This window comes from Mesorhizobium sp. P3_A10, assembly GCF_056403175.1.
The window spans coordinates 1,106,602-1,128,124 of sequence record NZ_JBFUFZ010000001.1; the positions used below are offsets into that span (position 1 = coordinate 1,106,602).

The following is a 21,523-nucleotide window of genomic DNA, read 5'->3' on the forward strand; positions in this document are numbered from 1 at the left end:
CCTCAGAGGACGAGATAGCGGTTGCGGATCTCTGAAATCGCATTTTCGTGGGAACTGAAACCTTCGTAGCGTGCCAGCTTGCGCGCATGCCCGGCCAGTTCGGGATAGGCTGCCGAGGTGACATAGCCGACGGACGAGCGCTTGACGAAATCCGTCACCGACAGCGGCCCGTAGGTTCGCGCCCAGCGGCTGGTCGGAAGCACCGCATTGGGTCCCAGCACAAAGTTGGCGAGCGTCACCGGCGTATGCGGACCCATGAGGATTTCGGCTGCTTCGGTGATCTGTCCAAGATGCGCGAACGGCTCCTTCGACAGGATCTCGAGGTGCTCGGGCGCATAGTCGTTGATGAAGCGGTAGCTGTCTTCCAGCGACGCCGTCAGCACGATGCCGCCGCGCTTTCCCGTCAGCACCGCACGCGAAAACTCAACACGCTGCTCGGTCATTCGCGACCAGTGTTCCGGAATGGCGGCAAGGGCGGCTTCAGCAACCTTGCGGCTGTGCGTGACGATATAGGCCGATGAATCGGGACCATGTTCGGCCTCGATCAAAAGGTCGAGGGCGGCAAGGCCGCCGTCGATGCTGTCGTCGACAAAGATGATCGCTTCGGAGGGACCGGCCGGCAGACCGGTGTTGATGACCGGGGACAACAAGCTTTTTGCCGCAACCACCCACGGGCTGCCGGGGCCAACGATCTTGACGGCTGGCTTCACCGTCTCGGTGCCGTAGGCGACCGCCGCGACGGCCTGGGCGCCGCCGCATTTGTAGACGGTGTCGACACCGGCAAGGCGGGCGGCGACCAATGTGGCGGCGTCCACGGAACCATCCGATGTCGGCGGCGTCACGATGGCGATCTGCGGCACCCCGGCGATCACGGCCGGAACCGACGTCATCATCGTCACCGACGGGAAGGCCCCCTTGCCGCGTGGAACGTAAAGCGCGACCGAAGAAATCGGCGTGTACCGGTCGCCGGCATAGGCGCCCGGCCGAACCTCTTTCAGCCACATCGGTTCCGGCCGCTGCTCCAGGTGGAAACTCCGTATGTTGCCGATGCCGAACTTGATGCTTTCGATGACCTCCTTTTCGACCTTGTCGAACGCAGCATCGAATTCGGCCTCCGAGACCTTCAGCTCCCCTTCAGCCACATTGGCCTTGTCGAACTCCCGGGCGAACCGGATCAGCGCCGCATCGCCTTCATCCCTGACCGACTGGATGATCGGCCGGACCTTTTCGACAAAGATCGACAGATCGCCTTCGGCACGCTTCAGCAAGCTGGCCCGCTGGACGGCATCGATCGACGACAGATCATGAAAGCTGATGTCAGACATGGGTGTTCCTTCTCTCGGAAAATAGGGGCATGCCGGCAGAGGTTCCCATAAAGTATGTACAACCACATACAAGATGCCAAGTTGATTCTCGATGTCCGGCTCCGCGCCGCAGCGCAGCTGCCGTCAGCCGGTCATATCGATGCCAGAAAGCCGCCATCGACCGGGATCGATTGCCCAGTTATGTAGGCAGCAGCATCGGACGCCAGGAACACTGCGACCCCATGCAGGTCGGCGACATCGCCGAAGCGTCGCTGCGGTATCTTGGCAAGCATTGCCCGCTGCCAGGTCTCGTCGCTGTAGAAGACATCGGTCATGGCTGTCCGGAAGTATCCGGGCGCGATGGCGTTGACGCGGATGCCGAGTTCCGCCCACTCCGCCGCCAGAGCCCGCGTCATGCCAAGCAGGCCCGATTTCGACGAACCGTATGGCACCGCCGTCGGCACGCCGACTTCGGAGGTCAGGGAGCAGAGATTGATGATGACGCCTGGCCGCCCTGCGTCTCTCATATGGCGGGCGGCAGCCTGGGCGCAGAAGAAAGCGCCCTTGAGATTGGTGTCGACGATCATGTCCCACAAGGCTTCCTCGACGTCGAGTGAAGGCCGAACCTCTTCCACGCCGGCATTGTTGACGAGGATGTCGAGACCGCCGATCAGGTGGGCTGCCTCCGCGACCGCGCTCCTGCAGCAACCGACATCGGTGACATCGAGCGCCAGCGCATGCGCGATCCCACCGGCTTGGCGTATGGCCGCGGTCGTCTCGTCGAGTGACGGCAAGGCGCGTGCGGTGACCGCGACATCGGCGCCGGCGGCACTCAAAGCCTCGGCAATACTGCGCCCGATGCCGCGACTGGCGCCGGTGACCAGCGCCTTTTTACCGGAAAGGTCGAAAAGAGAAGCATTGCGCATGTGAGTTCATCCCCTCGGTGCCGTCTTCCGATCCATCGGCTCATTCGCCGTCGCATTCACCGTCCGGGACCATCTAACGGTGGTTGCCCACGCTGGCATACATGCCGGTGGTGCGAAATTGCGTCGGGTTGATGCCGTACAGGCGGCGGAAGACCTTCGAAAAATAGTTGGCATCCTCGAAGCCGCACATGATGGCCACTTCCTTCACCGGCAGGAAATCGGCCTTCGTCAACAATTTCGCCGCCCGCTGCAATCGCTGCTGCAGCACGAATTCGGCCGGCGGCAGGCCCTCGCTCTCGGCGAAGCAGCGCGAGAAATGCGCGCGGCTGAGCCCGCTGATCCCCGCCAGATCGTCAACCGACAGCGGCCTGTCGAGATTGGCCTTGATGTGATCGATCACCGGCTGCATGGGGCTCTTCTCGTCGGTAAAGGCATGCGAGCCGAACACATCGTCATAGAGTGCCATCGCCGCCTCGTAGGCGACGGCGGACGCGGCGCCGGGCGAGACCGCGCCCTTGACGAGGCGCACGCTGCAGTCGGCGAGATGATCGATCGTCGATGGCTGCAACCGCAGCACCGGGCCGACGGCGGCAAGCACCAGCTTGTGGATGCGCAGCGCCTCATCGCCGTTCATCGATATCCAGAAATATTCCCAGCGCTCGCCCTTGGCCAGCCAGTAGCGGTGATTGTGCGGCACCAGAACCAGCAGCGTGTCGCCCTTTTGCAGGCGGTAGTTGCGGTTCTCGTAGCGCAGCCGGCCAGTGCCGCTGATTGTGTGCTGGAGCACGGTAAACGGCGTCTGGCCGCGCTTGCGTCCATCCCAGTCGTAGACCTCGTTCTCGCGCACTTCGTAGCCGGTGCTTGTCGGCATGGTGTGCAGGCGCTGACGCCCGCGCGGCAACGAGACGGTTCTGGCCGATGGTCCGGTGTCGATCAGGTCGCGCAGCACAAAATTACCCCTGAAAGCACAATCCTTCTCTGGTCGCATCGCTGAATAGGCGCATAATCCCTCCCGAAAGCAAAAGAAGCCGCAGTCGAGGAGCGGTCAGGAGGAGACGTCGGATTCGGGTTTGTCGTGGCTGCTTGCCGCGGCATGTGGATCAAATTTCCTTTTGCCGCCCTTACCTAACATTTCGGCAGGATCGAGGTGAAGTGATGAGTTTCAAAATTGCCATCATCGGCGCGGGCAGCGTCGGCTTCACCAAGAAGCTGTTTACCGACATTCTGTGCGTTCCGGAATTCAGGGACGTCGAATTCGCGCTGACCGACCTTAGCCAGCACAATCTCGCGATGATCAAGGAGATCCTCGACAAGATTGTCGAATTCAACAAATTGCCGACCAGGGTCACGGCGACGACCGATCGCCGCGTTGCCCTCGAGGGGGCTCGCTACATCATCAGCTGCGTGCGCGTCGGTGGCCTCGAAGCCTATGCCGACGACATCCGAATCCCCTTGAAATATGGCATCGACCAGTGCGTCGGCGATACGATCTGCGCCGGCGGCATTCTCTACGGCCAGCGCAACATCCCGGTCATTCTCGACTTCTGCAAGGACATCCGCGAACTCGCCGAGCCCGGCGCGAAATTCCTCAACTATGCCAACCCGATGGCGATGAACACCTGGGCGGCGATCGAGTACGGCAAGGTGGATACCGTCGGCCTCTGCCATGGCGTCCAGCATGGCGCCGAACAGATCGCCGAAGTGCTCGGCGCCAAATCGCATAGCGAACTCGACTATGTCTGTTCCGGCATCAACCATCAGACCTGGTTCATCGACCTGCGCCTCAACGGCCGCAAGATCGGCAAGGACGAGTTGGTTGCGGCCTTCGAGGCGCATCCGGTTTTTTCACAGCAGGAAAAGCTGCGCATCGACGTCCTGAAGCGCTTCGGTGTCTATTCGACCGAAAGCAACGGCCACCTTTCCGAATATCTGCCCTGGTACCGCAAGCGGCCAGACGAAATCACCCGCTGGATCGACATGTCGGACTGGATTCATGGCGAAACCGGTGGCTACCTTCGCTACTCCACCGAAACGCGCAACTGGTTCGAGACGGAATTTCCGCAGTTTCTCGAATCCGCCGCCAGGCCGATCGATCCTGCCAAGCGCTCCAACGAGCATGCCAGCCACATCCTGGAAGCGCTGGAGACCAACCGGGTTTATCGCGGCCATTTCAACGTCAAGAACAATGGCGTCATCACCAACCTGCCGCAGGACGCGATCATCGAGTCGCCCGGCTTCGTCGATCGCTTCGGCATCAACATGGCCTCGGGCATCACGCTGCCAGAAGCCTGCGCCGCCACCTGCATGGCCTCGATCAACGTCCAGCGCATGTCCGTTCATGCGGCGATATCAGGCGATATCGACCTTCTGAAGCTGGCGGTCCTGCACGACCCGCTGGTCGGCGCCGTCTCGACGCCGGAAGAAGTCTGGCAAATGGTCGATGAGATGGTCGTCGCCCAGGCCAACTGGCTGCCGCAATACGCCCATGCCATTCCGGCTGCCAAGGAACGGCTGTCGAAATCCAGGGTCAAGACCCGCGAATGGGCAGGCGCCGCACGCCGCGACGTCCGCTCGATCGAGGAACTGCGCGCCGAAAAGGCGGCCCTCAAACAGGCCGTCTGAGCAAAAAGGCAGAATGGATCGCGGCTGATTTTCGGGGGGAGATCAGCGGTCCGCATATCTCGAGGAGAATGGAGCGACGTAAGCGCTCCGAAACAACAGGGAGGAGAGACGATGACGAGTTTCCGAAACATTGGCATTCTTGCCGGGCTGGCGCTTAGCGTGTCCATCGCGGCGTTGAATGCGCACGCATCCGAACCGACGGTGCCACCGGCGCCCGCACAATTTCCCGCCGAAGGAAAAATCAAATATGTGGCGCGCGACTCCATCCTGGAGTTCAAGGCGCTGCCCGAATACCACGAGCCCGATTGGGTCACGCAGAAATACGTCAAGACCGGCGCGTTGCCGCCGGTCAAGGATCGGCTGCCCAAGGAGCCGCTGGTCTTCAAGACCGCCAACATGCAGGACGGCATCGGCGTCTACGGCGATACGATGCGCCATGTCATCGGCGGCCGGCCGGAGGGCTGGAACTATGGTGCCGGCCAGACGCAAGGTTGGGGCGGCATCGATATCGGCCTTTCCGAATGCCTGACGCGCACCGCGCCGTTGTTCCAGGTCGAGGCCAAGGACACCGAGCCGCTGCCGAACCTGGCCAAGGGCTGGGACTGGTCGAAGGACGGCCACACGCTGACGATGCACCTGGTCGAGGGCGCCAAATGGTCTGACGGCGTTGCGTTCAATGCCGACGACGTCATGTTCTACTGGGATGACGAGGTCATGGACCCGAACGTGTCGCCGCTGAACGGCGCCACCCAGGAAACCTTCGGCGTCGGCACGACGCTGAAGAAGATCGACGATTACACCGTCGAGTGGACCTTCAAGGAGGCCTTCCCGAAGCAGTATCTCTATGCCATGGCCTACGGCACCTTCTGCCCAGGCCCCTCGCATATTTTGAAGCCCCAGCATCCGAAATATTCGAAGAACACCTACGAGCAGTTCAAGAACGCCTTCCCGCCGGAATATATGAACCTGCCGGTGATGGGCGCCTGGGTGCCGGTCGAATACCGGCCCGATGACATTATCGTGCTGCGTCGCAACCCCTACTATTGGAAGGTCGACGAGAAGGGCAACCAGCTGCCTTACCTCAACGAACTGCACTACAAGCTGTCGACCTGGGCAGACCGCGACGTCCAGGCCGTGGCAGGCGCCGCCGACTTCTCAAATCTTGAGCAGCCTGAAAACTTCGTCGCCTCGCTGAAGCGTGCGGCGGAAAAGGACGCGCCGGCCCGTCTCGCCTTCGGCCCACGCCTTATCGGCTACAATCTGCGCATGAACTTCTCCGCCAATGGCTGGGGCAACCCGGACGAACGCGGCCAGGCGATCCGCGAGCTGAACCGCAATGAGGACTTCCGCAAGGCCGTCACCATGGCACTCGACCGCAAGGCGCTCGGCGACTCGCTGGTCAAGGGTCCGTTCACCGCGATCTATCCGGGCGGCCTCTCCTCGGGCACAAGCTTCTATGACCGGAATTCGACCGTCTACTATCCATTCGATCTCGCCGGCGCCAAGGCGGAACTCGCCAAGGCAGGCCTGAAGGATACGGACGGCGACGGTTTCGTGAACTTCCCGGCCGGCACCGCCGGCGGCAAGAACGTCGAGATCGTGATGCTGGTCAACAACGACTACACCACTGACAAGAGCCTCGCAGAAGGCGTCGTCGGCCAGATGGAGAAGCTTGGCCTGCGCGTTGTCCTCAATGGGCTCGACGGTGTCCAGCGCGACGCCTCCAACTATTCCGGCCGCTTCGACTGGCTGGTAAGGCGTAACGACCAGGAGCTCACCTCCGTGGTGCAGAACACCGAGCAGCTGGCCCCTGTCGGCCCGAAAACCAGCTGGAACCATCGCGCTCCGGAAAGCGGCCAGGTCGATCTGATGCCGTTCGAGAAGGATCTCGTCGACATCGTCAACAAGTTCGTCTCGACGCAGGACAATGACGAGCGTGCCAGCCTGATGAAGCAGTTCCAGAAGATCTCGACGGAACACATCTACACGATCGGCCTGACGGAATATCCGGGCGCGCTGATCATCAACAAGCGCTTCTCGAACATCCTGCAAGGCACGCCGATCTTCATGTTCAACTGGGCCGAAGACTCGATCATCCGCGAACGTGTCTGGGTCGCCGCGGACAAACAGGGCAAGTATGAGCTGTTCCCTGAACAACTGCCCGGCAAGCCCGGAGACAAGGGTCCGATGAACTAATGCCTCTCGCCCAAAAGCGCACAGCGGTTTTGGGGTAACGACACGCATCAAAACAGAAACTTAAAGCGCGCCGCCACCCGCGCCGCGCTTTAAGATCCTCCCAGACGAAAAGACCTTCCGGCCGCGCCGCGAGCGCGGCCGGGACAAAAAAGAAACCGCCGGCTGCACCCACGAGGAGCAACTGCTGCAAAAGCGAAGCGAACCGTCAAATGTTACGATTCCTGCTCGTGCGCATAGCCTCAGCCTTACCGGTGCTGGTCATCCTGAGCGCGGTCACTTTTGCCATCATCCAGGCGCCGCCGGGCGATTACGCGGATTACATCCGCTCCCAGCTCATCAATCAGGGTGGCGCCTCCTTCGCCGAGGCCGACGCGCAGGCGCAAGCCTACCGGGTCGAGCACGGGCTCGATAAGCCGTTGCTGGTCCAGTATTTCAACTGGATCGGCGGCATCGTCACCCGCGGCGATTTCGGCTACAGCCTCTACTACAACAAGCCGGTTGCCGATGTGGTCGGCGAACGCTTGCCGCGCACGCTGCTGCTCGCCCTTGTGTGCCACATCCTGGCCTCCGTGCTCGGCATCGGTTTCGGCATCTGGGCGGCGACCAGACAGTATAGCTGGATTGACAGCGCGCTTTCGACCGTCGCCTTCCTCGGCATGACGGTGCCGCGCTTCCTGATGGCGCTGATCATCGTCTATCTCCTGGTTTTCAAGTTCAACGTGTCCGAGATCGGCAGCTTCTTCTCGCCGCAATATGGCGGAGCGCCGTGGTCGTGGGCCAAATTCGCCGATCTCGTCAAACATGTCTGGCCGGTCGTTGCGATCGCGACCTTCGGCGGCCTTGCCTACAATATGCGCGTCATGCGCGGCAATCTGCTCGACACGCTGAATGCTCAGTATGTCGAAACGGCCCGCGCCAAGGGCCTGAGCGGCGCTGCGGTCGTCATGCGCCATGCGGTGCCGAACGCGCTGCATCCCCTTGTCATGTATCAGGGCGTAGTGCTGCCCTACATGCTGACCGGTGAGATCGAGACGGCAATCATCTTTGCCCTGCCGACCGTCGGGCCAGCGATCGTCGGCTCGATGGCGGTCGGCGACGTCTATGTCACCGCGACCTTCATGATGGTGCTGTCGGCGACGCTGATCGTCGGCAACATCATCGCCGACATGCTGCTGGTCCTGCTCGACCCCCGTGTCCGCCAGTATGCGGGGGCTTGAGATGCTTGCGATCGATCCCTCCCTGCCGCCCCCGGTCGAAGAACCCGTCACCAAGCGACGGCCGCATGCCAACGAGAGCTATATGGCGCTCGTCTGGCGTCGCCTGAAGCGATCCTGGACCGGCATGGCCGGGCTGATCCTGGTTGTGTTTCTGGTGCTGATGGCAGTGTTTGCCGATTTCTTCGCCCCTGTGGATCCCAAGGTGACCGACGTCGGCTTCGCGCCGCCGCAAATGATGACCTTCCACGACAAGGACGGCAATTTCGTCTTCCAACCGCGCGTCTATGCGCTGGCGGATTCGGAGGAACTTGATCCCGTGACCTTCCAGCCGGTCGTCGGACCGGACTACGATCATCCGCGCCTGCTCGGTTTCTTCGTCAAGGGCGCGGACTACAGGCTCCTTGGCCTGATCCCCGCCAACCGGCACTTCTTTGGCTCGACCGACGGCCAGCCAGTGCATTTCCTCGGCACCGACAAATTCGGCCGCGATGTGCTGGCCCGCGCCATCTACGGGTCGCGCATCTCTTTGATGATCGCGCTGACCGTGGTCTTCATCGTCACCGTCATCGGCACGACTGTGGGCATGGTCTCGGGCTATTTTGGAGGTACCTTCGATGTCTGGGTGCAGCGCTTCGTCGAACTGGTGCTCGCTTTTCCGCAATTGCCGCTCTATCTGGCGCTGACATCGCTGGTCCCGGTGACAGCGCCGACCAACGTCTTCCTCGCCTTCGTGATCATCGTCATGTCGGCGCTCGGCTGGGCGCAGATGTCGCGCGAGGTCCGCGGCAAGACGCTGGCGCTTGCCCGGATCGACTATGTCCGTGCCGCGATCGCTGTCGGCGCCACCGACCGTCGCATCATCATGCAGCACATTTTCCCCAATGTGATGAGCCACGTCATCGTTGCCGTCACACTGGCGATCCCGAGTGTCGTATTGCTCGAATCGTTCCTGGGCTTCCTCGGTTTCGCGGTGAAGCCGCCGCTGATCTCGTGGGGGCTGATGCTGCAGGACACCGCGACCTACTCGGTCATCGGCACCTATCCCTGGATTCTTGCACCCGTTGGCTTCGTGCTCGTCACCGTCTTCGCGTTCAACGCGCTTGGCGATGGGCTGCGCGACGCAGTCGATCCATACTGAGGGAATGTGATGACCAACGCGCTCGTCAATTCCTTCGCCCCGCCTGTCCGGCTCGACCATGACGGACGTTCGGAAAACCCGGTCATCGACGCCCGCAACATCGCGGTCGATTTCAAGGTCGAACACGGCACGGTCGAAGCGGTCAAAGACATCTCCTTCCAGCTCTATCGCGGCGAGACGATCGCCATCGTCGGCGAATCCGGATCGGGCAAGTCGGTGACGGCGCGCACTGTCATGGGGCTGCTGTCCAAGCGCGCGGTGGTGTCGGCGAAATCGACCGTCGAGTACGACGGCGCCAACATCCTGAAATTCTCCGAACGGGAGCGGCGCAAACTGCGCGGCGACCGCATTTCGATGATCTTCCAGGAGCCGATGAGTTCGCTCAATCCGATCTACACGATCGGCAGCCAGATCGTCGAGGCGATCAGGGTGCATCGTAGGGTCAGCCGCGGGCAGGCCGAGGCGCGAGCGCTCGAACTGCTGCAGCAGGTGCAGATACCGAACCCTTCGGCGCGGCTGCGGCAATATCCGCACCAGCTTTCGGGCGGCCAGCGCCAGCGCGTGATGATCGCCATGGCGCTCGCCAACGATCCCGACGTGCTGATAGCCGACGAGCCGACGACGGCACTCGACGTGACCGTTCAGGCGCAGATCCTGAACCTCATTCGCAACCTGCAGAAACAATTGCGGATGGCCGTGATCCTGATCACCCATGACCTGACGGTGGTGCGGCAGTTCTCCGACTATGTCTATGTCATGCAGCACGGCGCCATGTGCGAGCACAATGTGACGGACAGGCTGTTCGCCGATCCGCAGCATCCCTACACAAAGCATTTGCTGGCCTCCGAGCCGCGCGGCCAGGCCAACCCGCTGCCGGAAGGCGCCGGCATCATCCTCGATGCCAAGCGCGTGCGCGTCTCCTTCATGCTGCGGCATGGCACGTTCCTGAAACCGGACCTGCGCGAACTCGTCGCCGTCGACAGTCTCGACCTGACCCTTTGCCGCCACGAGACGCTGGGCCTCGTCGGTGAATCCGGATCGGGCAAGACGACATTCGGCGAAGCCTTGCTCAGGCTCAACACCAGCAGCGGCGGCGAGATCTATTTCGACGGCCAGCCGATCCATGGTCGTTCGCGGGCTGAGATGCGGCCGTTGCGCTCGCGCATGCAGATCGTCTTCCAGGACCCGTTTTCATCGCTCAACCCGCGTATGACGATCGGCCAGATCATCGAGGAAGGGCTGGTCGTCAACAGGATCGGGGCGACAAGGAACGACCGCATCGACCGGGTGCGCGACGCGCTGACCAGCGCCGGCATGCCGGGCAATATCCTCTCGCGCTTCCCGCACGAGTTTTCCGGCGGCCAGCGCCAGCGCATCGCAATCGCCCGCGCCATTGCGCTGGAACCCGAGTTCATTGTGCTCGACGAGCCGACATCGGCGCTGGACCTTTCGGTCCAGGCGCAGATCATCGAACTGCTGCGCAAGCTACAGCGCGACCGCGGCCTCAGCTACCTCTTCATCTCGCACGATCTCAAGGTCGTCCGCGCGCTCTGCCACCGTGTGATCGTCATGCAGCACGGCAAGATCGTCGAAGCGGGGCCCGTCAACGAAGTTCTGTCCAATCCCAAAACCGCCTACACGCAACGGCTCGTCAAAGCCGCTTTCGAGGTAGCCTGATCGCATTTTCCGGAGACTGTTATGACAAGAAATCCCAAGATCACATTTATCGGAGCTGGCTCCACGGTGTTCATGAAGAACATCGTCGGCGATGTGCTGCAGCGTCCCGCATTGTCGGGGGCAAGCATCGCCCTGATGGACCTCAATCCGCAGCGCCTCGAAGAGAGCGCCATCGTCGTCAACAAGCTGATCTCGACCCTCGGCGTCAAGGCCAAGGCCGAAACCTATTCCGATCAGCGCAAGGCGCTGAAGGGTGCCGATTTCGTCGTCGTCGCCTTCCAGATCGGCGGCTACGAGCCCTGCACGGTCACCGATTTCGAAGTCCCGAAGAGATACGGCCTGCGCCAGACCATCGCCGATACGCTGGGCGTCGGCGGCATCATGCGGGGCCTCAGAACCGTGCCGCATCTCTGGAAGGTCTGCGAGGACATGCTCGCCGTCTGCCCGCAGGCGATCATGCTGCAATACGTCAACCCGATGGCGATCAACACGTGGGCGATCGCGGAGAAATACCCCGAGATCAAGCAGGTCGGCCTCTGCCATTCGGTACAGGGAACGGCGATGGAACTGGCGCATGACCTCGACATTCCCTACGAGGAAATCCGCTACCGCTCGGCCGGTATCAACCACATGGCCTTCTACCTCAAATTCGAGCATCGCCAGCCAGACGGCTCCTACCGCAATCTCTATCCCGATCTTGTGCGCGCCTATCGCGAGGGCCGAGCACCGAAGCCGGGCTGGAACCCGCGCTGTCCAAACAAGGTGCGCTATGAAATGCTGACGCGGCTCGGTTATTTCGTCACCGAAAGCTCGGAGCATTTCGCCGAGTACACGCCCTACTTCATCAAGGAAGGCCGCGACGATCTGATCGAGAAGTTCGGCATCCCGCTGGACGAATATCCCAAGCGCTGCATCGAGCAGATCGAACGCTGGAAGGGACAAGCCGAAGCCTACCGCTCAGCCGAAAGGATCGAGGTCGAGCAGTCGAAGGAATATGCCTCCTCGATCATGAATTCGGTGTGGACCGGCGAGCCGTCGGTGATCTACGGCAACGTCCGCAACAATGGCTGCATCACCTCGCTGCCCACCAATTGCGCCGCCGAGGTGCCGTGCCTGGTCGATGCCTCCGGCATCCAGCCCACCTTCATCGGCGACCTGCCGCCGCAGCTGACCGCGCTGATCCGCACCAACATCAATGTGCAGGAACTGACGGTTCAGGCGCTGATGACCGAAAACCGCGAGCATATCTATCACGCGGCAATGATGGACCCGCACACGGCAGCCGAACTCGACCTCGACCAGATATGGTCGCTGGTGGATGAATTGCTCGCCACCCATGGCGACTGGCTTCCAGCCTGGGCACGCAAAACGCCGGGAGCCCGGGCGGCCTGATCGTCGCTTCCAAACGATGCGGGAATGATTGACCGTATGCCTGGGGCTCGGCTTCAGCCGAGCTCCAGGGTCGTTATCCCGAAAACTCCCGATGGGGCCGGCACACCTCCCCTGTACATTCGGGTCGTTGTGAAGCCCGGTGACAAACCAGCCGCCTCGAGTGCCCCGATGAACCCACCATTGGTCGCGGGAGCGTCGATGTGCAGCGTGTCGCTTGGCTGACGGCCTGCCAATCCCGTCACAAGTTGCAGCGCAACGTCCATGTCGTCGGCGAACAAAGGCCCGATCTTGAAACCGTCGCGGCATGGCCGTGCGACGCCATAGCCGGAAACCCTTCCCGAGTTGACGACTGCAAGCGCGCTGCGCGGCGGCTGCAGCCATCTCTGCAGGAAGGCTTGCCGTGGCGCCGGAAAACAGTGGCGGTCGTAGGCCAGGATATCGGCGACAAGGCCAGGCGTGACGGGCCGGATATCGCCCCTGCCAACTAGGCTGGCAGCGCGCCCGCTGTAGCGAACGGTATCATAGGTGGGCACGAAGCCCATGCTGCGGTAGTTGGCCTGCTGCTCGGCAACGCCATCGAGGCCAACGGTCCGGTTGCCAAGCCGCGCCATGCCGGCATCCCACACTGCCTTGCCATGGCCCTTGCCCCTCATGTCGGGGCGGCAAATGTAGAGGCCGATGAAGCCGAAATCGTCGCCATAGGCCACGGCCGAAATCCCGGCGACCATTTCGCCGTCGACAAAAGCGCCGATGAAGCCATCTGGATCCGCCGCACGGAACACCGCAGCATCGTCGAGACCGGGGTTCCAGCCTTCTACGGCTGCCCAGTCGACAAGGGTTTCCACTTCGCTCTCAGCGAGCATCCGGATCGTTCGAGGCATTGCGGTCACTCGGCGGCAACGGTTCCCGGGGCGAAGGATTTCAAGGCGCCACGATACGGCTTTGCCAGCGGGTTTGCATAGGCGCCACGCTTGGATGTCGACAGGCCAAGCGCAATCAACGCCTCGGCCTGCTTGACCGCGGCACCGACGCCGTCGATGACCGGCAGACCAAATTCCGCCTGCAGCCGGAGAGCAAGATCGGCCATCCCGGCGCAGCCGAGCACGATGGCTTCGGCGCGATCCTCGTCGATGGCGCGCGCGATCTCGCCGCGCAGTTTTTCGACCGCGCCGGATGCCGGATCTTCAAGCGCGAGGACCGCAATGTCGGCGGCCCGTACGCGGGCTCGCCCGGCCATGCCGTAACGCTGCACCAGCGCCTCGACGGGAACCCATGACCGCGTGGTCGTCGTCACCACGGTAAAGCGCTGGGCGATAAACGAGGCGATGCTGAGCGCCGCCTCGCAAATGCCGATCACCGGAATGTTGGCCATGGCGCGCGCCGCGTCGAGGCCGGTGTCATCGAAACAGGCGATGATCGCAGCCTGCGCACCAGCGCGCTCGCCGGCGGCGATCTCGACCAGCAGGCCGGGCACGGCAAGCGCCTCGTCATAATAACCTTCGATCGACACCGGCCCCATCGACGAGGTGACGGCGACGATCTCCGTCGCGGCGCCGGCGACCGACCGCGCCGCCGCCGCGATGGTTTCGGTCATGCTGGTGGTGGTGTTCGGATTGACGACGAGGATCTGCACTGCGGTTCTCAAGCCCTTGCCCGGCGGCGGCCGACATAGAGGATGGCGCCAAGCGTCGCCAGGATCACCAGGAAGGAGAACACCGTGGTCACCGTGCCCAGCGCATAGAGCACCGGCGTCGTAACGTTGGTGGTCATGCCGTAGATTTCCAGCGGCAGTGTGTTGAAGGTGCCCGACGTCATCAGCGTGCGCGCGAACTCGTCATAGGACAGCGTGAAGCCGAACAGGCCGACGCCGATCAGGCTGGGCGCAATCATCGGCAGCACGACATAAGCGAAGGTCTGCCAGGACGTGGCGCCAAGATCGCGCGCGGCTTCCTCATAGGCCGGCGAAAACCGGTTGAAGACGGCGAACATGATCAGCACGCCGAACGGCAAGGTCCAGGTCAGATGGGCGCCGAAGGCCGACGTGTACCAGGCCGGGCGAAAGCCGATCTGCTGGAAGACGACGCCGATGCCGAGCGAGATGATGATCGACGGCACCACAAGGCTGGCGACGGCGAGGTAGAACAAAGCGGTGGCGCCGCGAAATTTTTGACGGAAGGCAAGGCCGGCGAGCAGCGACACGACCACGGTGACGATCATCACCATCACCCCCAGCATCAGCGAGCGCTTGAAGCTGCCGCCGAAATCGCCAACCGCCTGGCGCTCGAACAGATTGGCGAACCAGTGCAGCGAGACGCCGTTGAGCGGAAACGTCAGCCCGCCATTCTCACCCTGGAAGGACAGGATCAGGATCGCCGACAGCGGGCCGTAGAGAAACAGCACGAAGAGGGCGAAGAACGCCGCCAGCACATAGAATTCCAGGCTGCGCTTTTCGTGGCTCACGTCAGAGCTCCTTGCGGATGTCGACGATGCGCAGGATGCCGGCAACCATCAACAGCACCAGCACCAGCAGCACGACCGCATTGGCGGCCGCGGCCGGATATTGCAGCAGCGACATCTGGTTCTTCATCATCAGCGCCACCGAGGCGCTCTGGCCGCCCGACATGACCTGCACGGTGGAGAAGTCGGCCATGACAAGCGTGACGACGAAGATCGTGCCGATCGCCATGCCCGGCTTGGCCAGCGGAATGATGACGTTCCACAGCACCTGCCAGCCGGAAGCGCCGGCATCGCGCGCGGCCTCGAACAGCGAGCGGTCGATGCGCATCAGCGTGTTGAAGATCGGCGTCACCATGAACAGCGTGTAGAGATGCACCATGGCCAGCACGACGGCGAACTCGGAATAGAGCAGCCACTCGATCGGCTTCGGCACCAGGCCCATATGCACCAGCGTCGAGTTGATCAGCCCGTTGCGGCCGAGCACCGGGATCCACGAGATCATGCGGATGATGTTGGAGGTCAGGAACGGCACCGTGCAGACCAGGAACAGCACCATCTGCATGGCCGTGGTGCGGATGTGGAAGGCGAGGAAATAGGCCACCCAGAAACCGATGGCGAGCGTCAGCACCCAGACGATGGCAGCGAATTTCAGCGTGTTGAGGTAGGTCTTCCAGGTCACCCAGGAGCCGAGCACGTCGGAATAGTTGGTGGTCAGCAAATCCGGATACATCGCCGCGAAGTCGTAGTCCCAGAAGGAGACGACAACGATCATGATGATGGGCAGCAGCAGGAACGCGCCGAGGATGAGCGCCAGCGGCGCTGATTGGAGGTAGGGCGTGATGGCGCCAAGGGAAACGCGGCGGCGTCTGGCGGGCTTGGCAGCGGCGATTGCAGGGGATTCGAGGGCCACGGTCATCTGGAAAATCCTCCGCGTGATCGCGATGGCTCGCAATCCTTCGCACCCCCCTCTGTCCTGCCGGACATCTCCCCCACGAGGGGGGAGATTGAACTCTCATAACGACCTTCGCCAATCTCCAACGTTGTCAAGGGAGAGCCGCCATGACGCTGCCAATCTCCCCCCTCGTGGGGGAGATGTCCGGCAGGACAGAGGGGGGCGCGAAGGATCGCAACATCACAGTGAACGCGTCCGCCTACGCCGCGATGAACTCGTTCCAGCGCTTAACCATGTAGCGATCCTCGTCCATCACCGAGTTCCAGCACGCGACCTTGCCCATGCGCTCTTCGAACGAGCCGCCGTCGCGCACGGCGCCGGCCTTTTCCATAACGGTGCCGTCCGGCGCCTTGATCTCGCCCTTGGCCGGCTTGCCCTCGATCCAGTAGCCCCACTCGTCCTCGGACATGAACTTCTTGGCCGAGACCATGTTGGCGGAGTAGTAGCCCTGCCGGTTGAGATAGCCGCCGACCCAGCCGGACGTGTACCAGTTGATGTATTCATAGGCAGCGTCGAGTTCGGCGCCCTTGAGGTGGGCGGCGAGGCCCAGGCCGCCGCCCCACGAGCGATAGCCTTCCTTGAGCGGCTGGAAGCGGCAGGCGATGCCCTTGGAGCGGACGGCGGCCACCGCCGGCGACCACATCGACTGGATCACCACTTCTCCCGATGCCATCAGGTTGACGCTCTCGTCGAACGACTTCCAGAAGGCGCGGAACTGGCCGGCCTGCTTGGCCTTGATCAGGAAGTCGATGGTCTTGTCGATCTCCTCCTTGGTCATGTTGCCCTTGTCGGCATATTTGATGTTGCCGGTGGCTTCCATGATCATGGCCGCATCCATGATGCCGATCGACGGGATGTTGAGGATCGCGGTCTTGCCCTTGAAGGCCGGGTCCATGATGTCGGCCCAGGTGGTGATGTCGCGGCCGACGAGGTCGGGACGGATGCCCAGCGTATCGGCGTTGTAGATGGTCGGCACCATGGTGAACCAGTTGGTCGGCGCCTTGGCGAAGGTCTTCGAGTCCTGCGCCTCGACATAGCCGACCGTGTGCGGCGCTGTGCCCTGGGCAATGACGCTGTCCGGCGTCAGCTTGCCGGTTTTGAACAGCGGCACCAGCTCGTCATAATATTTCAGCTTGCTGACATCCATCGGCTGCAGCACGCCGCTCGGGAACACCTTCTTGCAGATCCAGTATTCGATGTCGGCAATGTCGTAGCTGTCCGGCTGCGTCACCGCGCGCTGGGCGGCGGCGTCGGAATCGGTCGCGGTCATTTCCAGCGTGATGCCGAGATCGGCCTTGCACTTGTCGGCGATGGCGTTGAGGTTCGACACGCCGGTGCCGAACTGGCGCAGAGTAATGTTGGACTGCGCCCAGATCGTCGGGAAGCCCGTGATGGCGCCGGAGCCGGCGGCAAAGCCGACGGCGGCAGCCCCTGTCTTGAGCAGCGAGCGCCGCGAAATTCCTGTCTTCTTGGTGTCGGTGGTGTTGGTCATTTTCTGTTCCCTTTTTCTGGTTTGGTTATGCTGGTTTCAGGAATCGAGACGGCCGAGGACGATCGCGTCCGCTGCGTCCCAGGCGATTGGCACCGCATCGCCGACGGCTACCGGCTTGGCGAAGAAGCTGGTGTCGTCGACGATGACGGTGAAATCCTCGATGCCGGCGCCGTTGACCGAGAGCTTCACGGTCGAGCCGCGGTACTCGATGTTGGAGACGATGCCGGTGAAGCCGAGCCCACTGGCCGGCGGCTCGCCGATCCGCACATGATCGGTGCGAATGGCGATATCGATCGGCTCGCCGATCTGCCTGCCCTGTCCGCTGGCCGCCAGCGAGACGCCGCCCGGCACATCGAAGACGACCATGCCGTTGCGCTCACCGCTGACGCGGCCGGAGATGACGTTGTGGTCGCCCATGAAGCGGGCGACGAAGGCGGTGGCCGGCCGCTCGAAGACATCGCGCGGCGGTGCTGCCTGCTCGATGCGGCCGTCATTCATCACCACGATCAGATCGGCCAGCGCCATCGCCTCTTCCTGGCTGTGGGTGACATGGACGAAGGTGATGCCGAGCGACGCCTGCAGTTTCTTCAACTCGGCCCGCATGCGGATTTTCAGGAACGGATCGAGCGCCGACAGCGGCTCGTCGAGCAACAGCGCCTCCGGGTCGGTGATCAGCGCGCGGGCCAGAGCGACACGCTGCTGCTGGCCGCCTGAAAGCTGCGCCGGGCGGCGGCCGGCATAGGCTTCCATCTGCATCAGCTTCAGCATGTCGAGCGCCTTGGCGCGGCGCTCCTCCTTGCCGACGCCCTTCATCTTGAGGCTGAACGCGACATTGTCGATGAGGTCGAGATGCGGAAACAGCGCATAGGACTGGAACATCATGGCGGTGCCACGCTTGGCTGGCGGCAGATCGGTGACCACCACATTGCCGAGCCGCACGTCGCCGCTGGAAATGCTCTCGTGCCCGGCGATCATGCGCAGCGTCGAGGTCTTGCCGCAGCCGGAGGGACCAAGCAGGCAGCAATAGGTGCCGGCCGGGATCTTCAGGCTGATGTCTTCGACGGCGGTTGTTGCGCCATAGACTTTCGAAACGGACACGATGTCGATTTCGGCGGCTTTGGACATCCAGCTTCCCCTTTGGTCGGATGAACCAAAGCATCATGCGTGCCAGTCGCCGGTCGCCTCCCTCAAGCATTTGAATCCTTGGGAAAATCAGCGCCGAAGCCGACTGCCCGTCGAAACAGCACGCTTGTGCAGTGCACAAATTATGGGCGATTGTTTTCGATCTGAGCAAAAATCGTATGCAATCTTTTCTTGGATCGTGTTCACTTTGGCTCTCGTCCGCGCGCCCCGATTCAGGATAGAAAGGCGCGAGGGTGCGCCGCCATGAACATTGCCGACCAGACTTTCCCCGCTATCGACAACGCCAATGAGGATCGCGCCCAGGCGATCCGCGACCAGCTGCGCGACGCGATCGTCGACCGCCGGCTGGCGCCCGGAACCAAATTGTCGGAAGGCGAGGTCGGCACTCTGTTCGATGTGTCGCGCACTGTCGCCCGCGCGGCCCTGCAGATGCTGTCCTTCGAAGGCCTGGTGCGCACCGAGCGCAACCGTGGCGCCTTCGTCGCCAATCCGTCGCCGGAAGAGGCGCGCCAGGTCTTTGCCTCACGCCGGCTCATCGAACCCGGCATCGCCATTGCAGCCGCCGGGCGCATCACGCCGGAGCATGTCCTTGCGTTCAAGGCTCAGCTCGAGGAAGAGGGCCGCTTCATTGCCGAGCGCGGACCGACCGCCAGACGCTCCGAAATCAAGGCGTCAGGCGATTTTCACCTGCTGCTGGCCTCGGTGGCGGGAAACGTCATCCTGCAGCGCTTCATGGAAGAACTGGTGGCGCGCTCCTCGCTGGTGATCGCTCTCTATGGTCGCTCCGGCATTTCGAGCTGCGGCCACAATGAGCACATGCAGATCCTCGACGCCCTTGAAAACGGCAATGCCGAACGCGCCAGCGCGCTGATGCTGCACCACATCGACCACATCGAAGCCGATCTCGACCTTCGCGTCAGGGGTGGTCCGGCCCTGCGGGAAGCGCTCGAAATCTGACGCTTGGCTCACTCGCCGGTGTCGAGCGACGGGGTGGGCTCTTCGCTTGCAAGCAGTTGGCAAAACGCCGCAGCCGCCGGGCGCGATCGAGTTAGGACTATCGGTCGGATCGCGACGCTGGACACGAAGGGTGAAGGCTGAAAATGTAATCTTTGTCTTCGCGGGCCGGGGGCTGGGTCGGAGCGAGGAGGACGGCGCTGAATTTGGAAGATATTGCCGGCCATCCGGCATTGCATCGTGGTGTCCGGGCGCAGTCGCTGGCCTTGCTCCAGATTTATGAAGCGACGCCGCGCCTTGCTTCGGTGTTCGCCACGCAGCAGCGTTGGCTGATGGCCCATGTCGGCCTTGCCCTGCATTTCCGGCGCAACCATCACACCGAACTGACGGCGACGCGTTTCATGGAGGCCATCCGCCGGAATTCGGTGGCCAGCCGCAACACCGCCGACGCTTTCATCAAGGAGATGTTGCACTACCACATCATTGAGTACCTGCCGAAGACCGAGGACGGTCGTGCCCACCCGTTCGAGGTGACGGCGGGCACGCTCAAGGCATTTGCCGGCTGGGTCACCACCCATCTGCGCACGCTGGACAGTCTTGATGGCGGCAGCCGGCTGGCCATGTTCCTCGAACGACCCGAAATGATTGCCAAATTGCAGCCGCTGGTGGCGGACGGCCTGCTTTCCTCCAGTCCCGTGCGCGAACCCAAACAGACCTTTTCGCTGTTCATCTGGCTCAACAATGGCGGCATCGTCATGGACAGGCTGATGTCCGGCATCGATCCCGATCATGCTGGCCTCGATCGTATCCCGACCAGCGTCGTTTCGATCGCGGAGTTTGCCGACTGGCTCAAGCTGTCGCGAACCCATCTGGCGCGCAAATTGCGCGATGCCGAGGCGCTCGGCAGTATTGGCTGGCTGGGCCAGCCCGGCCATTCGGTCATGTGGGTGTCGAACCAGTTTTACCAGGAGTACATGACGGTCCAGGCCGCCAAACTCGCCATTGTCGAGGCTGCTTTCCAGGCGTGTTTTCCGACAGCAGAGGCGTAGCAACCGACTGCATAACATCGCCGTGATCGATCCGTTGTGTGGTCCTGATTGGGGCGTCTGGACACAAGCCGCGAAGACTGAAAATGTGATTTTCTTCTTCGCAGCCGAGAGGCTGTAGCGGCGCACGGGGGAGGATATGCTGACCTTGGAAGACATTGCCGGCCACCCGGCATTGCACCGCTGTGTCCAGGCACAGGCACTGGCGATGGTCAAAGCCTTCAGAGCCGACCCGCGCCGCTCTTCGGTGTTTGCCACGCAGCAACGGTGGCTGATGGCGCATCTCGGCCTTGCCATGCATTTCAGGCGCGACCCCAGCGACTATCGCAAGCAATTGACGACGTCGCGCTTTCTTGACGTCGTCGGCCAGCACGCCGTCGCCAGCCGCAACACGGCCGATGCCTTCATCCGTGAGATGCTGCACTATGATTTCATCGAGTATCTGGAAAACAGCGAGGACGGGCGCATCCGCCCTCTGCGGCCCGCGGCGGCCTCGCTGGAGGCGGTGACCGGCTGGCTTCTTGCCCATCTGCAGACGCTGGACAGTCTGGACGGCGCCAGCCGGCTTGCGAATTTCCTCCAACGACCCGATGCGCTCGCAAGGGTGCAGCCGCTGGTGGCCGACGGCCTGGTGTCGTCGAGTCCGGTGCGTGAGCCAAAACAGACCTTCTCGTTGTTCACCTGGCTCAACAATGGCGGCGTCGTCATGGACTGGCTGATCTCCGGCGTCGATCCCGACCACGCCGGGCTGGACCGGATCCCGACCGGCGTGGTGTCGATCGGCGACTTCGCCAACTGGCTCAAGCTCTCGCGCACCCATCTTGCACGCAAATTGCGCGATGCCGAAGGGCTCGGCAGCCTCGGCTGGCTCGGCCAGCGTGGCAATTCCGTCATGTGGATCTCGAACAGTTTCTATCAGGAGTACATGAGCGCCCAGGCCGTCAAACTCGCCATTATGGACGCCGCCTTCGCAGCGTGTTTTCCGCCATCGAAGGGCGCCTGAAGAT

At 62.4% G+C, this 21,523-nt stretch carries 18 protein-coding genes; 9 read left to right on the plus strand and 9 right to left on the minus strand.

Going from position 1 to position 21,523, the window contains the following annotated elements; genetic code table 11:
• Positions 1-2: 2 nt before the first annotated feature.
• The 3 genes from hisD to AC1DXU_RS05390 form a co-directional block, all read right to left on the minus strand.
• On the minus strand, positions 3-1,325 hold the full coding sequence (gene hisD / locus AC1DXU_RS05380; RefSeq protein ID WP_477365252.1) for a histidinol dehydrogenase: 1,323 nt from the start codon (positions 1,323-1,325) through the stop codon (positions 3-5).
• A gap of 131 nt (positions 1,326-1,456) precedes the next feature.
• Positions 1,457-2,230, minus strand: a complete 774-nt coding sequence (locus tag AC1DXU_RS05385) for an SDR family NAD(P)-dependent oxidoreductase (RefSeq protein ID WP_477365255.1) — start codon at positions 2,228-2,230, stop codon at positions 1,457-1,459.
• Between the two features lie 73 nt (positions 2,231-2,303).
• On the minus strand, positions 2,304-3,179 hold the full coding sequence (locus AC1DXU_RS05390) for an AraC family ligand binding domain-containing protein (protein WP_477365258.1): 876 nt from the start codon (positions 3,177-3,179) through the stop codon (positions 2,304-2,306).
• Positions 3,180-3,385: 206 nt separating this feature from the next.
• Between AC1DXU_RS05390 and melA (AC1DXU_RS05395) the strand changes: the two genes are divergently transcribed.
• The 6 genes from melA (AC1DXU_RS05395) to melA (AC1DXU_RS05420) all read left to right on the plus strand — a co-directional run bounded on the left by melA (AC1DXU_RS05395) (position 3,386) and on the right by melA (AC1DXU_RS05420) (position 12,472).
• The gene (gene melA, locus AC1DXU_RS05395; protein ID WP_477365261.1) at positions 3,386-4,852 is read left to right on the plus strand and encodes an alpha-galactosidase; all 1,467 of its coding nucleotides are present in this window, start codon (positions 3,386-3,388) and stop codon (positions 4,850-4,852) included.
• A gap of 111 nt (positions 4,853-4,963) precedes the next feature.
• Positions 4,964-7,048, plus strand: coding sequence for an ABC transporter substrate-binding protein (locus AC1DXU_RS05400; RefSeq protein ID WP_477365264.1), 2,085 nt, complete (start codon positions 4,964-4,966; stop codon positions 7,046-7,048).
• Positions 7,049-7,257: 209 nt separating this feature from the next.
• A complete protein-coding gene (locus AC1DXU_RS05405; protein ID WP_477365267.1) occupies positions 7,258-8,265 on the plus strand; it encodes an ABC transporter permease in 1,008 nt (335 codons plus the stop codon).
• Between the two features lies 1 nt (position 8,266).
• Positions 8,267-9,403, plus strand: a complete 1,137-nt coding sequence (locus AC1DXU_RS05410; RefSeq protein WP_477365269.1) for an ABC transporter permease — start codon at positions 8,267-8,269, stop codon at positions 9,401-9,403.
• Positions 9,404-9,412: 9 nt separating this feature from the next.
• Positions 9,413-11,080: an ABC transporter ATP-binding protein gene (locus tag AC1DXU_RS05415; RefSeq protein ID WP_477365272.1), complete on the plus strand. Its 1,668-nt coding sequence runs from the start codon at positions 9,413-9,415 to the stop codon at positions 11,078-11,080.
• Positions 11,081-11,101: 21 nt separating this feature from the next.
• Positions 11,102-12,472 (plus strand): alpha-galactosidase, encoded by a 1,371-nt coding sequence (gene melA / locus AC1DXU_RS05420; RefSeq protein ID WP_477365275.1) that lies wholly within the window; start codon positions 11,102-11,104, stop codon positions 12,470-12,472.
• A 53-nt stretch (positions 12,473-12,525) separates the two neighbouring features.
• Here the strand turns inward: melA (AC1DXU_RS05420) and AC1DXU_RS05425 are convergent, their stop codons facing one another.
• The 6 genes from AC1DXU_RS05425 to AC1DXU_RS05450 form a co-directional block, all read right to left on the minus strand.
• Complete coding sequence (locus AC1DXU_RS05425) at positions 12,526-13,353, minus strand: GNAT family N-acetyltransferase (RefSeq protein WP_477365278.1); 828 nt, start codon at positions 13,351-13,353, stop codon at positions 12,526-12,528.
• A 5-nt stretch (positions 13,354-13,358) separates the two neighbouring features.
• The gene (locus AC1DXU_RS05430; RefSeq protein WP_477366046.1) at positions 13,359-14,105 is read right to left on the minus strand and encodes an aspartate/glutamate racemase family protein; all 747 of its coding nucleotides are present in this window, start codon (positions 14,103-14,105) and stop codon (positions 13,359-13,361) included.
• Between the two features lie 8 nt (positions 14,106-14,113).
• A complete protein-coding gene (locus tag AC1DXU_RS05435) occupies positions 14,114-14,932 on the minus strand; it encodes an ABC transporter permease (RefSeq protein ID WP_477365281.1) in 819 nt (272 codons plus the stop codon).
• A 1-nt stretch (position 14,933) separates the two neighbouring features.
• Positions 14,934-15,845, minus strand: coding sequence for an ABC transporter permease (locus tag AC1DXU_RS05440; protein WP_477365284.1), 912 nt, complete (start codon positions 15,843-15,845; stop codon positions 14,934-14,936).
• Between the two features lie 235 nt (positions 15,846-16,080).
• Entirely contained in the window at positions 16,081-17,373 is a 1,293-nt protein-coding gene (locus tag AC1DXU_RS05445) for an ABC transporter substrate-binding protein (RefSeq protein ID WP_477245709.1), read from the minus strand.
• A gap of 36 nt (positions 17,374-17,409) precedes the next feature.
• On the minus strand, positions 17,410-18,498 hold the full coding sequence (locus AC1DXU_RS05450) for an ABC transporter ATP-binding protein (protein ID WP_477365287.1): 1,089 nt from the start codon (positions 18,496-18,498) through the stop codon (positions 17,410-17,412).
• Positions 18,499-18,759: 261 nt separating this feature from the next.
• Between AC1DXU_RS05450 and AC1DXU_RS05455 the strand changes: the two genes are divergently transcribed.
• The 3 genes from AC1DXU_RS05455 (at position 18,760) to AC1DXU_RS05465 (ending at position 21,519) form a co-directional block, all read left to right on the plus strand.
• Entirely contained in the window at positions 18,760-19,473 is a 714-nt protein-coding gene (locus tag AC1DXU_RS05455) for a GntR family transcriptional regulator (protein ID WP_477365290.1), read from the plus strand.
• A gap of 203 nt (positions 19,474-19,676) precedes the next feature.
• Positions 19,677-20,519 (plus strand): hypothetical protein, encoded by an 843-nt coding sequence (locus tag AC1DXU_RS05460; protein ID WP_477365293.1) that lies wholly within the window; start codon positions 19,677-19,679, stop codon positions 20,517-20,519.
• 136 nt (positions 20,520-20,655) lie between these two features.
• Positions 20,656-21,519 carry a hypothetical protein gene (locus AC1DXU_RS05465; protein ID WP_477365296.1) on the plus strand — a complete coding sequence of 288 codons (864 nt, stop codon included), beginning with the start codon at positions 20,656-20,658 and terminating at the stop codon, positions 21,517-21,519.
• Positions 21,520-21,523: the final 4 nt, after the last annotated feature.